The following is a 14760-nucleotide window of genomic DNA, read 5'->3' as shown; positions in this document are numbered from 1 at the left end:
CCGCGACCGACGAACCGGCCGCGTCGGCGGAGCCGGAGCCGGCGGGGACGGACGACCGGCCGGCGGCACCCGCCGGGCCGGCGGTGGCGGACCGGCACGACCACTGGGACCGGCGGGTCGCGGGCGGGCTGGCCTTCCTGCGCCGGCGGCTCTCCGGCGACTACGAGGTCGACGAGTTCGGCTTCGACCCCGACCTGACCGACGCCGTCTTCCACCCGCTGGTCCGGCTGCTCTACCGGGACTGGTTCCGCACCGAGGTCAGCGGCCTGGAGAACGTGCCCACCGACGGGCCCGGCCTGGTGGTCGGCAACCACTCCGGCACGGTCGCGCTCGACGCGCTGATCCTCGCCACCGCGCTGCACGACCAGCACCCCGCCCGGCGTTACCTGCGGCTGCTCGGTGCCGACCTGGTCTTCCGGATGCCGGTGGTCTCGGAGATCGCCCGCAAGACCGGCGGCACGGTGGCCTGCAACCCGGACGCGGAGCGGCTGCTCGGCAACGGTGAACTCGTCGGCGTCTTCCCGGAGGGCTTCAAGGGCGTCGGCAAGCTCTACTCCGACCGCTACAAGCTCCAGCGGTTCGGCCGGGGCGGGTTCGTCTCGGCGGCGCTGCGTACCGGCACCCCGATCGTGCCGGTGGCGATCGTCGGTGGCGAGGAGATCTATCCGATGCTCGCCGACATCAAGCCGCTGGCCCGGCTGCTGAAGCTGCCCTACTTCCCGGTCACGCCGACGTTCCCGTGGCTCGGGCCACTCGGCATGGTGCCGCTGCCCAGCAAGTGGCTGATCGAGTTCTGCCCGCCGATCCCCACCGCGCACCTGACCGACTCGGCGGACGACCCGCTGGTCGTGTTCAACCTCGCCGACCAGGTCCGGGAGACCATCCAGCACACCCTGCACAAGCTGCTGGAACGACGCCCCGACCCGTTCGGTCCCTGACCCGCCGTCAGGGGGTGCGGTGGCGCCGGTGCAGCGCGAGCCCGGCGGTGACCGCCCCGGCGAGCAGCCCGGCGGCGGCCGTCGACGGTACGGCGATCTTCACCGCCCGCCGCCCGGTGCGGAAGTCCCGCACCTCCCAGCCGTGCTCGCGGGCCTGCCGGAGCAGGGCGGCGTCGGGGTTGACCGCCACCGGGTGCCCCACCGTGGAGAGCATCGGCAGGTCGTTGGCGGAGTCGCTGTAGGCGGCGCAGCGGGTCAGGTCCAGCCCCTCCACCGCAGCGAGCTGGCGGACCGCCTCGGCCTTCGCCGGCCCGTGCATCAGGTCGCCGACCAGCCGGCCGGTGTACGCCCCGTCCACCACCTCGGCCACCGTGCCGATCGCGCCGGTCAGCCCGAGCCGGGTGGCGATCACGCGACCGATCTCCACCGGGGCGGCGCTGACCAGCCAGACCCGCTGGCCGGAATCCAGGTGGCGTTGCGCCAGCTTGCGGGTGCCGGCCCAGATCCGCGGCTCCATCAGCTCATCGAAGATCTCCTCGGCGAGCCGTTCCACGTCGTCGACCCGCCAGCCGTGGATGAACGCGAGCGCGGCCTCCTTGGCCTGCGACATGTCACCGGCGTGTTCGGTGGCGAGCAGCCGGAACTTCGCCTGCTGCCAGGCGAACCGGGCCAGGTCACCGGTGGTGAAGTAGTTCCGGGCGGCCAGCCCGCGGGCGAACCAGTAGATCGAGGCGCCCTGCATCATCGTGTTGTCCACGTCGAAGAAGGCCGCCGCGCCCGGATCCGGCGTCGGGGTGGCCGGGGGCGCCTCGGGCGTCTCCGACCAACCGGCGGTGTGACCGTGGACGTCGGTGCTGACCGTGACCTTGCGGGTGCGGACCACGCGACTTCCCTCCCCGTACGACGACCGCGAACCGTCCTGCACAGCGAGCGTAGCCGGGGGGCGGTGCCGGTCGGTTGCCCGTGCGGGGAAGTGTGGCGTGGACGGCTGTCGGGCCGCGCCGAGCGGTCCAGGAGAAAATCAGCGGTCGCCGGGGCAGCTGGCCGGGGTGGGGCCGAGCATGTCGCTGGCCGTCGGGGCCGGCAGGCCGCAGGCGATCGCCGAGCGGAGCGCGGTGGCACGCCTGCCGATCGCGTCGAGCAGGGCGAGCGAACGCCGGGTGCGGTCCCGCTCGGCGTGGTCGTCCCGGTCGAGCATGCCGCTGACCGCCCGCCGCTGCCCGGTGAGGAAGGTGGTGACCGTGTCCAGGGCCGCCGGGTCGGAGCGCTGCGCCGCCACACCGGTCAGCAGGCGTACGCCCTGGCGGGTGTCGGCGTCCATGTCGTCGAGGACGGCACTGAACCCGATCCGGTCACCACGCAGCGTGGCGGCCTCGTCGAGTCGGGTGCGGGCGAAGTCGAGGAAGAGCTGGCCCCGGCTGATGTCGGAGCTGGCCAGCGCGAGCTGGGCGCGCTCGGTGGAGCGCTTCATGCCGTACAGGGCGTCACCGGGGACCGCGTTCTCGCTGGCCGCGGAGATGCCGGAGAGGGCGACCGCGCCGGCCGCCACGCCGACCAGGATCGCGCCCCGGGCCCGGGCCCGCCGGGCGGTGACCGCCGGCAGGAACGAGCCACGCCCGGCGGCGCCGGTCTCGGTCGTCGGCTTCGCCGGGTTGCCGATGCCCTCCCGCTCGGCGGTGGCCACCAGCATCGCCCGGAGACCGGTACGGAACTCCGTCCCGACCTCGACGTCGGGCCGGTCGGCGGTGAGCTGCTGACCGAGCGCGACGAGCGCGGCGAGTTCCTCGTCGGCCCGGGACCGTACGTGGTGCCGCCGCCCGCCGTTGGCCTCGTCGAGAAGCTGCGCGAAGCGTTCGGCACGCCGACGGGAGAAGAGGTTGTTGTCCACCGCAGGCACCCCCTTCTCGCTGGTCACGGCCGGTCGGCCGTAGTCGTCACCAGCGACCGGTGGGAGCGTGACGCCGACGGGACGGCCCGACCGGGCGACCCGCGTACACCGGACCGGGTGGCCCGGGGGACGCCGGGACAACCACTGGTCGCACCCGGAGAAACGGTCCGCGCCGGGTGCCGGTTACGGGGCCGACGGAGGCGAAATCACGAAGAGTGATTGCCGTCACGTTGGCGTGACGGGTCGCCCGCCCCCGTCACGGTGGCGGGTCAGCGGCGGTGGGTCAGGGCTGGAAGCCGTCGGGCAGCAGCCGGGCCAGGGCCCGTACGGCCCGGTACTGCAGGGCCTTGATGGCGCCCTCGTTCTTGCCCATCGTCCGGGCCGTCTCGGCCACCGAGAAGCCCTGCAGGAACCGGAGCACGATGCACTCCTGCTGCTCCGGGTTGAGCTGCTTGACGGCGGTGAGCAGGGCGACGTTGGTGATGTGCTCCACCACCGCCGCCTCGGGGCTGCCCTCCGGCCCGCGGTCCTCGCGGTCGGCGTCCAGCACGTCCCCGGTGGTGACCTCCAACCGGTAGCGGCCGGACTTGAAGTGGTCGGCGACCAGGTTGCGGGCGATGGTCACCAACCACGCGCCGAGGTCCCGGCCCTGCCAGGTGAAGCTGCCGATCCGCTTGAGCGCGCGCAGGAAGGTGTCCGAGGTCAGGTCCTCGGCGAGCTGCCGGTTGCCCACCCGGAAGTAGACGAAGCGGAAGACCGTGTCGACGTACCGGTCGTAGAGCAGGCCGAACGCCTCGGCCTCGCCGGCCTGGGCCCGCTCGACCAGGGACCACACCTCGGTGGCGGGGTCGGACGGGTCGGGCCGGCTCGGATAGCCGGTCGCGGTGGTGGCGGGTGGTGCGGCCTCGGCCGGTACCGCGGGCAGCACCGCCGTGTCACCGGCCGGGACCGTGGGGAACACGGCCGTCTCGCCCGCCGACGGGTCGCTCACCGCCGGCGGCTCGCCGGACCGGCGGCCCTGCACGGGCATGGGGGCGCGGCGACGTGCCGACCCGGCCGGCGGCCGGCAGCGCGTTGCCGCCGGGTTGTGCCGGTCGGGCGGGTGCCTCGTTGTGGTGCGACCGGTTGCGCAGCCGCCGCCCCTCGCCGCGCAGGGCGAGCCCGGAGCCGTTCTCCGCCGGATCCAGCCGCTCGTTGACCGCTGCCCGAGGTGCCGGGCCGGTCAGGCCGGCCGGCCGTTCGGTCCAACCGAAGGCGCTCACCGGGCCTCCCCGTTCCGCGCAGGGCGGGGCCGCGCCGGTCGTCGCGACGACGCGGCGGGACCGGGCCGGGCCGCTCCGGGACCCGCCGCCGGGCGGCAGGTCACCTTGAGGTGCTGGTCCAATGCGCTCACAGGCACGGGGGCCTCCTCGGGCTGAGGGGTGTCAACTCACGGCAAATGGGGTGAGCTGACCCGAGTGATGATAGGGCCAACGTCACCCGTGCGTGGCAAGTCCGTTACACAGGGCGGAAGTATTTCCCTTCCGGTCATGCGACTGGCGGACCGGTTGTCCGTCGTGTGCGGTTGACTTTGCGGCCGGGAGCTGGTCCGGAGTGGAAAGTCCTGGTCGGGGGCACTGCCGGCGCCCGTCGGCGTGTCGCGGCGGGACGTCCGTCGCGGTCACCCCGCCGGGGTCGGCCGGCCGCCCGGGGCGGTCCGTCCGGCGGGACCACGCTCGCCGTCACCCCCATTCGGCGTACGGGCATGGCCGGGCGGTGGGCGGCTGTGCCAGACTCAGCGACCGTGCAGGACGCAGTCGACAGCTCCGCGCCCAACCTCGCCGACCGGCTCCGGCGGGCGGCCGTCGCCCACGGCGACCGCCCCGCGCTGCACTGGCGGGAGCAGACCCTCACCTGGTCCCAACTGGACGCCGCGGTGACCGCCACCGCGCGCGCCCTGGCCGCCGGCGTGCCCGCCGCGACGCCGGCCGACCGGCACCCACCGCGGGTCGCGCTCGCGCTCGGCAACACCCCGGACTTCGTGGTCGGCTGTCTCGCGGTGCTGCGGGCCGGTCTGGTGGCGGTGCCGGTCAACCCCGGTTACACCGCGCGGGAGTTGCGGCACGTGCTCGCCGACTCCGGCGCGACCGTGCTGATCTGCACGCCGGAGGTGCGCGACCGGGTCGCCGGCCTGGCCGCCGAGTTGCCCGCGCTGACCGCCGTGCACACCGCCCCGCCGGTGACCGACCCGACCGGGCCGGTCGGCTTCCCCCACCGGGGCGGCGAGGACCTGGCCGTGCTCCTCTACACCTCCGGCACCGAGGGCCGGCCCAAGGGCGCGATGCTGCCGCACCGCGCGCTGGCCGCCAACCACGAGCAGGTGGCCCGGATCAGCCCGCCGGTGGTCGGCCCCGACGACATCGTGCTGCTGGCGCTGCCGCTGTTCCACGCGTACGGGCTGAACTCGGGGTTGGGTGCCGTGGTCCACCATGGTGCGACCGGGGTGCTCGTCGACGAGCCCGGTCCGGGCGGGGCGCTCGCCGAGATCGCCCGGCACCGGGTCAGCGTGCTGGTCGGCGTACCGTCGATGTTCCTGGCCTGGGCGGACGCCGGGGCCGAGTTGGCCGCGGCGACCGCGTCGGTGCGGGTCGCGGTCTGCGGCGCGGCGCCGCTCCCGCCGGCCGTCGCGGCGCGGTTCGCGCAGCTCACCGGCCGTGCCGTGCACGTCGGCTACGGCTTGACCGAGACCGCGCCGGTGCTCACCTCCACCCTGGTCGGCGGCACGCCGAAGGCCGGCTCGATCGGCCGGCCGCTGCCCGGCGTGGCGCTGCGCCTGGTCGGCCCCGACGGGGCGGACCTGTGGCGCGACGGCGCGCCGGTGCCCGAGGAGGAGCCCGACGAGCTGGACATCTCCGACGTCGACACGGGCACCGACCCCGGCGAGATCGTGGTCCGGGGGGCGAACCTCTTCACCGGCTACTGGCCGGACGGTCGGGGCGGCCCGGACGCCGCCGGCTGGTGGGCCACCGGTGACGTTGCGTACGCCGACGACGACGGGGACCTCTTCCTGGTCGACCGGCTCGGCGAGCTGATCCTGGTGAACGGCTTCAACGTCTATCCGCACGAGGTCGAGCTGGTGCTCGAAACGCACCCGGGGGTGGCCGAGTCCGCGGTCCTGGGTGTGCCGCACCCGCGGACCGGGGAGACTGTCCGGGCGTACGTGGTTCGGGCACCGGGGGCCACGGTGACGGGGGAGGAGCTGCTGGCCCACTGCGCCCGGAACCTGGCCCGCTTCAAGTGCCCGACCGGGGTCGAGTTCGTCGACGCGCTGCCCTACTCGGCGATCGGCAAGGTACGCAAGACCCAGCTCCGCCCGTCGGCGCCTCCGGTGCCGGCGCCCGCGGCGCCGCCCGAGACCCGCACGGAGGTTTCCGATGTCCAGTGACGCCCGGCTCACCCTGATCACCCGTCCGGGCTGCCACCTCTGCGAGGACGCCAAGACGGCCCTCGACCGGGTGGTGGCGGTGACCGGTGACCGCTGGCTGGAGAAGGACGTCACCGGCGACGTCGAGCTGGAGCGGGAGTACGGCGACCGGCTGCCGGTGGTGCTGCTCGACGGCAAGGAGCACGGCTACTGGCGGGTGGAGGAGGAACGGCTGCTGCGCGACCTGACCACCCCGCAGCTCTGAGCCGCTGACGGTGCCCCACGCGGCACGGGCCGCCAGTGGGGTGGACGGGCTGGCTGCCGGCGGGCTCGACGGGCTCGATTATGGTGCTGCGATGACCCCTGCTCGCCACCACCTGGTGTGGGACTGGAACGGCACCCTGCTCGACGACCTCAGCCTGGTGGTCCAGGCCACCAACGTGGCCTTCGCCAGCGCCGGCGGGCCGGCGGTCAGCGCCGACGAGCACCGGGCGCGCTTCCGCCGCCCGATCGCCGACTACTACGCCGAGATGCTGGGTCGGGCGGTCGACGACGAGGCGTTCGAGCAGCTGGACCGGATCTTCCACGACGCGTACCGGGCGGGGCTGACCAGCTGCGCGCTGGCCGCCGACGCGACCGCCGCCATCGCGGCCTGGCCGGGCAGCCAGTCACTGCTGTCCATGTGGTTCCACGACGAGCTGGTGCCGACGGTGCACACCTACGGCCTGACCGCCCACTTCACCCGGGTCGACGGGCTGCGGGGGACCGTGGGCGGCGGGTTCAAGGCCGGGTGGCTGGAGAAGCACCTCGCCGAGCTGGGCCTCGACGGCGAGCAGGTGGTGCTGATCGGCGACTCGATCGACGACGCGGACGCCGCCGGATCGGTCGGGGCGCGCTGCGTCCTCTACACCGGCGGCCTCTCCGACCCCACCCGCCTACGCGCCTCCGGCCACCCCACCGCCGACACCCTCACCCGAGCCGTAACCCTCGCCACCACCCTCCCCTGACCCACCCCACCCCCCACCCCCCACCCCCCCCACCCCCGCCCCCTGGCCCCGGTGATCATGGGATTGGCGGCGAAGTTGATCTCCATGAGTGCCGCTAACTCCATGATCAACAGTGGAAATGGTGGGTGGGAGGGTGGGGAGGGGGTTAGGGGCGGAGGTAGGTGAGGACGGCTCGGACTCGGCGGTGTTGGTCGGCGTCGGGGGGCAGGGCGAGTTTGGTGAAGATGTTGCGGACGTGTTTCTCCACCGCGCCGTCGCTGACCACCAGGATGCGGGCGATGGCGGTGTTGGAGTGGCCCTCGGCCATCAGCCCGAGGACCTCCCGTTCGCGCGGGGTGAGTTCCCGCAACGGGTCGTCCCGGCGGCGGCGGACCAGCAGTTGGCCGACCACCTCCGGGTCGAGCACCGTCCCGCCGCCGGCCACCCGGGTCAGCGCGTCCAGGAACTCGTCGATCGCGGCCACCCGGTCCTTGAGTAGGTAGCCGATCCCGCCGCCGCCGGCCCCGCCGGTGGTCGCCAGCAGGTCGTCGGCGTACGACACCTCGACGTACTGGGAGAGCACCAGGATCGGCGTACGCGGCACCAGCCGGCGCGCCTCGACGGCCGCGCGCAACCCTTCGTCGGTGTGCGACGGTGGCATCCGGACGTCCACCACGGAGACGTCGGGCCGGTGCGCCACCACCGCCTCGACCAGGGCGTCACCGTCGCCCACAGCGGCCACCACCTGGTGCCCCGACTCGGTCAGCAGCCGGGACAGCCCCTCCCGGAGCAGTACGGCGTCGTCCGCGATCACCACTCGCATGATCCGGTGTCTATCACGTCCGGTGCGCTTCGCAGGGCCCGGCAGGCCGCCCCTCAGCCGTGCTCGTCCGGCAGGCCGGCCGTGCTCGCGGACCCGGGAGACCTGAGCGGCCAGGAGGCCGTCCCGGTAGTGCGGTCCGGAAGGCCGGCCCTGAGCCGGTGCGGTCCGGAGGCCGGCCGTGGTTCTGCGGTCCGGGAGGCCCGAGCCGTGCGGTCCGGCAGGACAGCCCGGGGACCGGTGGCCGCCCGGCGGTCACCCGCAGCCGGGGCGGCCCGATCAGATCCGGTCAGCGGGGAAGTTCGGCGCGGATCTCGGTCGGGCCGCCGACCGGGCTGTCCACCTCCAGGGTGCCGCCGGTGGCCCGCACCCGGTCGGCGATGCCGGCGAGCCCGTGCCCCTTGGCCGGATGCGCGCCGCCCACGCCGTCGTCGGAGACGCTGATCACCAGCCGGTCGGGGGCGCGGCTGACCGTGACCCGGCACGCGGCGGCCCCGCTGTGCTTCGCCACGTTGGTCAGGGCCTCGGCCACCACGAAGTACGCCGTGCTCTCCACCGCCGGGTCGAGCCGTCCCCCGGGGGTGCCGAGGTCCGGGTCCACCGCCAGTTCGGTCGGCACCAGCGCGCGGCCGGCGAGGGCGGCCAGGGCGCTGGGCAGCCCCCGGTCCACCAGGATCGGCGGGGCGATGCCCCGGGACAGGGCGCGCAGCTCGTCGAGGGTGTCCCGGGTCTGGGTGACGGCCTCGTCCAGGGTGCGGCGGGCCGCCTCGGGGTCGGCGGCGAGTTGCTGCCGGGCCCGGCTCAGGTCCATGGCGAGCCGGACCAGGCGCTGCTGCGGGCCGTCGTGGATGTCCCGTTCCAGTCGGCGCAGGGCGGTGGCCTCGGCGGAGACGGCGGCCCGCTTCTGCTCCTCCAGCGTGGTGATCCGGTTGCGCATCTCGGCCACCCCGGTCAGCAGGGAGCGGGCGAAGCCGGCCTGGAGCAGGGCGCAGGCGCGTACCAGGAGCGGCAGGGTGAACAGGCAGAACAGCCCGATGGCGGTGTTCACCGCGATCCGCGCCACGGCCCCGTCGCCCATCCCGAGCAGTTGGCTGAGGTCCTGGTCGTCCGGGCCGCGGGGGATGGCCCAGTCGTACGCCGCGTAGAGCGTGCCGGCGACGGCGAGCGCCCACCAGACCACGGTCAGCACGAAGGTCGGGATGGCGAGCACCAGCTTGAACAGGCCGTGCACCAGGTCGAGCCAGGACTGCGCGTCGCGCATCGGCAGGAAGATCCGCCGCCACGCCTTCGCGCCCGGTTCGGGCGTCCGGTACGCGGGGCGGACCCGGGGCTGGCGCAGCACGGCGGGCAGCCGCAGCCGCTCGAGGTCGGCGAGTCCCCGGGCGGCGTAGAGGGTGCCGGCGAGGACCGGCAGGCCGAGCACGGTCACCAGGAGTCCGGCGCTGAGTGCGATCCCCACCACCATGACGGCGAAGCTGACGACGGCCAGCGGCAGTCCGAGCAGCACGTACTGCGAGTCGCTCAGGAGTTGTCGGGTGATGCCGCGGGCGGGCGCCGGCACGCTGGCCAGGGGAAGGGCGGTCATGCTTCCGAGGCTATGGGCGTACGCGCCCGCGACCCATCCCGTACACCGGCCTGTCGGAGGTGGGGCTGTCCCTACCGGGCGGCCCCGGGAGTGAGGCTCACCCCAGATCGTCGGTGACACAGCGCGACGGAGCGCGCGCGATTGGTCAGAGAAGTCGGGATTGAGCAATAATCGCCGAGCGGCGCCGACGGAGTGCGTCAGATCGATCTTGTGGAATGGAGGGGCAGGTGGAGGCGCGTCGCGGGCCAGCAAGATCGCGATTTGTGCACGTCTTCACAAGCGCCTACTCTGTAGTTTCGACGCGCCCTGCTAGCACAGCCGGCAACAACGGTCGCCAGCGGGAGTCCCGAAACGACCGGCCGCCGACGCTGGTCGAGGATCGCACCGCACGGAGTCTCATGAGTCAGCACCGTCACCCAGGCGCGCCCGGCCGCGCCGGTGCCGTACCGGCGCTCCCGGACCTGCCCGAGGCGACCGTCGCGCGGCTCCCGGAATACCTCCGTGCCCTGCACAATCTCGCCGACGGCGGCCACGAGACGGTGTCCAGCGAGGGCCTGGCCAACGCCGCCGGGGTCAACTCGGCGAAGCTCCGCAAGGACCTGTCGCACCTCGGCTCGTACGGCACCCGGGGTGTCGGCTACGACGTGGCCCTGCTGGTCGAGCAGATCTCCTCGGTGCTCGGGCTCACCAAATGCCGCGCGGTCGCCCTGGTCGGGGTGGGTAATCTCGGTCACGCCCTCGCCGGCTACGACGGCTTCACCAGCCGCGGCTTCCGGATCGCCGCCCTCTTCGACGCGGACCCGTCGCGCGTCGGCGAACAGATAAACGGCCTGGTCGTACGGCATGTCGACGAGTTGCCCCGGGCGGCCGTCGAGGAGTCGATCTCGATCGGCGTCATCGCCACCCCGGCGCCGGCCGCCCAGGCGGTCGCCGACCAGCTCGTCGCCGTCGGCGTGACCAGCATCCTCAACTTCGCGCCGTGCGTACTCTCGGTGCCGGAGGGGGTCGACGTGCGCAAGGTCGACCTCGCGATCGAGCTGCAGATCCTGTCCTTCCACGAGCACCGCAAGGCGTCGCTGACCGCGCTCCCCGCCACCGGCGGGACCGCCCTGGCCGCCCTGCCCGGCGGACTCGCGGCCACCGACACCCAGGAGGCGATCGGCACGTGAAACTGCTCGTCGTCGGCGCGTCCTACCGCACCGCTCCGGTCGCCGTCCTGGAGCAGCTGGCGGTCGCCCCCACCGAACTCACCCGCACCCTGGACCGGCTCGTCGCCCAGCCGTACGTGAACGAGGCCGTCCTCGTCTCCACCTGCAACCGGGTGGAGGTCTACGCCTCGGTCACCGGCTTTCACGGCGGCCTCGGTGACATCTGCGCGGTCCTGGCCGAGCAGGCCGGGGCGCCGCCCGGTGCGTTCGCCAACCACCTCTACGTGCACTACGACGCCGCCGCCGTCGACCACGTCTTCCGGGTCGCCGCCGGCCTGGACTCGATGGTCGTCGGCGAGGCGCAGATCCTCGGCCAGCTCCGGGACGCCTACCACTGGGCCGGCGGCGCCGACGCCGCCGGCCGGCTGCTGCACGAGCTGATGCAGCAGGCGCTGCGGGTGGGCAAGCGCGCGCACGCCGAGACCAACATCGACCGGGCCGGTCAGAGCGTCGTCACCGCGGCCCTCGACCTGGCCGCGGACCTGCTCGACGGTGACCTGGCCGGCCGGCCCGCCATGGTCGTCGGGGCCGGCGCGATGGGCTCGCTGGGCGTGGCGACGCTGTCCCGGCTGGGCGCCGGGCCGCTCACCGTGACCAACCGCGGCGCCGCGCGTGCCGTCCGGCTGGCCGAGTCGTACGGCGCCACCGCGGTCCCGATGGCCGAACTGGTCACCGCGCTCTCCGCAGTGGACATCGTGGTGGCCGCGACCGCCGCCACCGAACCGGTGCTCACCAGGGACGTGGTGACCCGGACGCTGGCCCGCCGGGACGCCGACCGGGGCCCGCTGGTCCTGCTCGACCTCGCTGTCCCGCGCGACGTCGAGGACGGCGTGGCCGGACTGGCCGGGGTCGAGGTGATCGACATCGACCGGCTGGCCGGCGTGCTCGCCGACGGGCCGGCCACCGCCGACGCCGCCGAGGTGACCCGGATCGTCGCGGGCGAGGTCGAGGCGTTCCTGTCCTGGTTGCGCGGCGCCGACGTGGCACCCACCGTGGCCGCCCTGCGCGGGCGCGCCGACGACGTGGTCACCGCCGAGCTGCGCCGGCTGGCCCAGCGTCGCCCGGACCTCACCGACGACCAGCGCGCCGAGGTGGCCCGGACGGTGCACCGCGTGGTGCAGCGGCTGCTGCACCAGCCCACCGTGCGGGTCCGCCAGCTCGCCGCCGAGCCGGGCGGCGATCAGTACGCGGCCCTGCTGCGCGAGCTGTTCGACCTGGAGGTGCCACAGACCTCCCCGGTCGACACGGTGCCCGACGTCGTCGACGCCGCGCCCGAGCCGGCCGACCCCGGTGCCGACGCCACCTGGCCGGCCGGCACCACCACCGACGGACGGTCGTCCTTCGACGCCGCCGACGTCCCGTCCACCGGAGGTACGCGATGACCGCCCCCCTGCGCCTCGGCACGCGGGGCAGCGCCCTGGCGATGGCCCAGTCCGGCCAGGTCGCCGAGGCCCTCACCGCGGCCACCGGTCGCACGGTCGAGCTGGTCGAGGTGGTGACCGCCGGGGACCGCTCGTCCGCCCCGGTGCACCGGCTCGGCGTCGGTGTCTTCGTCTCCGCCCTGCGGGACGCGCTGACCGCCGGCACCATCGACCTCGCCGTCCACTCGTACAAGGACCTGCCGACGGCGGGCGCCGCCGGGCTGCACATCGCGGCGGTGCCACCCCGGCAGGATCCGCGGGACGCGCTGGTCGCCAAGGGCGGCCGTACGCTCGCCGAGCTGCCGCCGGGTGCGGTGGTCGGCACCGGCGCGCTGCGCCGCATCGCCCAGCTGCACGCGCTCGGCCTGCAGCTGGAGGTCACCCCGATCCGGGGCAACGTCGACACCCGGCTCGGTCGGGTGCTCGGCCCGGACGCCGACCTCGACGCGGTCGTGCTGGCCCGGGCCGGACTGGCCCGGCTCGACCGGACCGACGTGATCACCGAGACGCTCGACCCGATGCTGATGCTGCCCGCGCCCGCCCAGGGCGCGCTGGCCGTGGAGTGCCGGAGCGACAACCCGGACCTGGTCGAGCTGCTCGCGGTGCTCGACCACGCACCGTCCCGCGCCGCGGTCACCGCGGAACGGGCGCTGCTGGCCACCCTGGAGGCCGGGTGCAGCGCACCCGTCGCCGCCTATGCCGAACTCGCCGAAGGCGACAACGGTGATGAGATCTATTTGCGCGGGGCGGTGATCAGCCCGGACGGTACTCGTGACCTCCGGCTGTCCCGCACCGGAACGCCCGCCGACGCGGCGGAGATCGGCAAGGCACTCGCCGCCGAACTCCTCGAGCTCGGCGCCGACTCGATCCTCGGCCACGAAGGACACGCCGGCCCGGGGACCCAGCAATTTGGGAGCACAGAATGACCCGCACCCGTAAGCCCGTAGGCCGCATCGCGTTCGTCGGGGCCGGACCCGGCGACCCGGGCCTGCTGACCCGCCGGGCGCACGACGCCCTGGTCGACGCCGACCAGGTGGTGTACGACCGGGGAGTCCCCGAGTCGCTGCTCGACGCCGTCCGCGCCCAGGCCAGGTCCGACGCCCAGTTCAGCCCCGCCGAGGGCGTACCGGGGGACGTGGCGAAGGTGCTGATCTCCGCGGCCCGTTCCGGGCTGAACGCGGTGCACCTGGTCGCCGGTGACCCCTTCGGGCACGACTCCGTGGTCAAGGAGGTGCAGGCGGTGGCGCGTACCGCCGCGCACTTCGAGGTGGTCCCGGGCGTCGGCCAGGCCGAGGGCGTGGCCACCTACGCCGGTGTGCCGCTGCCGGGCGTACGGACCGCCGCCGACGTCGAGGACGTCAGCACGCTGGACTTCGACGCGCTGGCCGCCGCCGTCGGCCGGGGCTCGCTCGCCCTGGCCGTGGACGCGGGCGACCTGGCCGCGATCCGGGACGGCCTGCTGGCCGCCGGGGTGGACGGCACGACCGGCGTCGGGGTGACCGGCGACGGCACCGGCGAGACGCAGTACACCACCACGTCGACCGTGGACTCGTTCGTCGCGGCGGCGCTCGGCTTCACCGGCCGGGTGGTGCTGACCGTGGGCGAGGGTGTCGGCCAGCGGGACAGGCTGAGCTGGTGGGAGAACCGCCCGCTGTACGGCTGGAAGGTGCTCGTCCCCCGCACCAAGGAGCAGGCCGGCGCGATGAGTGCCCGGCTGCGCGCGTACGGGGCGATCCCGTGCGAGGTGCCGACCATCGCGGTCGAGCCGCCGCGTACCCCCGCCCAGATGGAGCGGGCGGTCAAGGGCCTGGTCGACGGCCGGTACGCCTGGGTGATCTTCACCTCGGTGAACGCGGTCCGCGCGGTCTGGGAGAAGTTCGCCGAGCACGGCCTGGACGCCCGGCACTTCGGTGGCGTCAAGATCGCCTGCATCGGCGAGGCGACCGCCGACGCGGTCCGCGCCTTCGGCATCCAGCCGGAGCTGGTCCCGTCCGGCGAGCAGTCCTCCGAGGGGCTGCTGGCCGAGTTCTCGCCGCACGACGAGATCCTCGACCCGGTGGGCCGGGTGCTGCTGCCGCGCGCCGACATCGCCACCGAGACCCTCGCCGCCGGGCTCACCGAGCGCGGCTGGGAGGTCGACGACGTGACCGCGTACCGGACCGTCCGGGCCGCCCCGCCGCCCGCCGAGATCCGCGACGCGATCAAGTCGGGCGGGTTCGACGCGGTGCTCTTCACGTCCTCCTCGACAGTGCGCAATCTGGTCGGTATCGCGGGGAAGCCGCACGCCCGTACCGTGGTTGCAGTGATCGGGCCCAAGACGGCCGAGACCGCGACGGAGTTCGGCCTGCGGGTCGACGTCCAGCCTCAGCACGCCTCGGTGCCCGACCTGGTGGAGGCGCTGGCCGCCTACGCCGTCGAGCTGCGCGAGAAGCTCGCCGCCATGCCGGCGAAGCAGCGCCGCGGCTCGAAGGTGCAGGGGCCCACCGCCCTGAGGTTCCGCTGATCGTTCCG

At 74.3% G+C, this 14760-nt stretch carries 12 protein-coding genes and 1 pseudogene; 8 read left to right on the top strand and 5 right to left on the bottom strand.

The annotated features are described in order from the left end of the window. The first annotated feature begins 83 nt into the window (after positions 1-83). Positions 84-938 carry a lysophospholipid acyltransferase family protein gene (locus MRQ36_RS10115; protein ID WP_242800989.1) on the top strand — a complete coding sequence of 285 codons (855 nt, stop codon included), beginning with the start codon at positions 84-86 and terminating at the stop codon, positions 936-938. Between the two features lie 7 nt (positions 939-945). On the opposite strand, the gene MRQ36_RS10110 is transcribed toward MRQ36_RS10115, so the two are convergent. The 3 genes and pseudogenes from MRQ36_RS10110 to MRQ36_RS10100 all read right to left on the bottom strand — a co-directional run bounded on the left by MRQ36_RS10110 (position 946) and on the right by MRQ36_RS10100 (position 4088). Next, positions 946-1821, bottom strand: a complete 876-nt coding sequence (locus MRQ36_RS10110) for an HAD family phosphatase (protein WP_242794613.1) — start codon at positions 1819-1821, stop codon at positions 946-948. A 138-nt stretch (positions 1822-1959) separates the two neighbouring features. Next, a complete protein-coding gene (locus tag MRQ36_RS10105; RefSeq protein ID WP_242800987.1) occupies positions 1960-2826 on the bottom strand; it encodes a DUF5667 domain-containing protein in 867 nt (288 codons plus the stop codon). A 283-nt stretch (positions 2827-3109) separates the two neighbouring features. Beyond that, a pseudogene (locus tag MRQ36_RS10100) lies at positions 3110-4088 on the bottom strand (ECF subfamily RNA polymerase sigma factor, BldN family). Between the two features lie 482 nt (positions 4089-4570). Between MRQ36_RS10100 and MRQ36_RS10095 the strand changes: the two are divergent. From MRQ36_RS10095 to MRQ36_RS10085, 3 genes are all read left to right on the top strand, one after another. Further along, entirely contained in the window at positions 4571-6250 is a 1680-nt protein-coding gene (locus tag MRQ36_RS10095; protein WP_242794612.1) for an AMP-binding protein, read from the top strand. After that, on the top strand, positions 6240-6494 hold the full coding sequence (locus MRQ36_RS10090; RefSeq protein WP_242794611.1) for a glutaredoxin family protein: 255 nt from the start codon (positions 6240-6242) through the stop codon (positions 6492-6494). Before MRQ36_RS10095 ends, MRQ36_RS10090 begins: the two co-directional genes overlap by 11 nt. A gap of 91 nt (positions 6495-6585) precedes the next feature. Beyond that, positions 6586-7236, top strand: coding sequence for an HAD family hydrolase (locus MRQ36_RS10085; RefSeq protein WP_242794610.1), 651 nt, complete (start codon positions 6586-6588; stop codon positions 7234-7236). A 145-nt stretch (positions 7237-7381) separates the two neighbouring features. Here MRQ36_RS10085 and MRQ36_RS10080 read toward each other — a convergent pair whose 3' ends face one another. After that, positions 7382-8038, bottom strand: coding sequence for a response regulator transcription factor (locus tag MRQ36_RS10080; protein WP_242794609.1), 657 nt, complete (start codon positions 8036-8038; stop codon positions 7382-7384). A 286-nt stretch (positions 8039-8324) separates the two neighbouring features. Beyond that, positions 8325-9620, bottom strand: a complete 1296-nt coding sequence (locus MRQ36_RS10075; RefSeq protein ID WP_242794608.1) for a sensor histidine kinase — start codon at positions 9618-9620, stop codon at positions 8325-8327. A gap of 398 nt (positions 9621-10018) precedes the next feature. Here MRQ36_RS10075 and MRQ36_RS10070 point away from each other — a divergent pair, with 398 nt between their 5' ends. The 4 genes from MRQ36_RS10070 to MRQ36_RS10055 are packed head-to-tail and all read left to right on the top strand — an operon-like array spanning position 10019 to position 14752. Beyond that, positions 10019-10789 (top strand): redox-sensing transcriptional repressor Rex, encoded by a 771-nt coding sequence (locus MRQ36_RS10070; protein WP_242794607.1) that lies wholly within the window; start codon positions 10019-10021, stop codon positions 10787-10789. Continuing rightward, the gene (locus MRQ36_RS10065; protein ID WP_242794606.1) at positions 10786-12210 is read left to right on the top strand and encodes a glutamyl-tRNA reductase; all 1425 of its coding nucleotides are present in this window, start codon (positions 10786-10788) and stop codon (positions 12208-12210) included. The genes MRQ36_RS10070 and MRQ36_RS10065 overlap by 4 nt, the downstream gene beginning before the upstream one ends. After that, positions 12207-13175 (top strand): hydroxymethylbilane synthase, encoded by a 969-nt coding sequence (hemC, locus tag MRQ36_RS10060; protein WP_242794605.1) that lies wholly within the window; start codon positions 12207-12209, stop codon positions 13173-13175. Before MRQ36_RS10065 ends, hemC begins: the two co-directional genes overlap by 4 nt. Further along, a complete protein-coding gene (locus tag MRQ36_RS10055; protein WP_242794604.1) occupies positions 13172-14752 on the top strand; it encodes a uroporphyrinogen-III synthase in 1581 nt (526 codons plus the stop codon). Before hemC ends, MRQ36_RS10055 begins: the two co-directional genes overlap by 4 nt. Positions 14753-14760 lie beyond the last annotated feature (8 nt).

Source organism: Micromonospora sp. R77 (assembly GCF_022747945.1).
Classification (GTDB): Bacteria; Actinomycetota; Actinomycetes; order Mycobacteriales; family Micromonosporaceae; genus Micromonospora.
The sequence above is the reverse complement of the archived record's forward strand: the minus strand, read 5'-3'. Positions and strand labels throughout refer to the sequence as shown.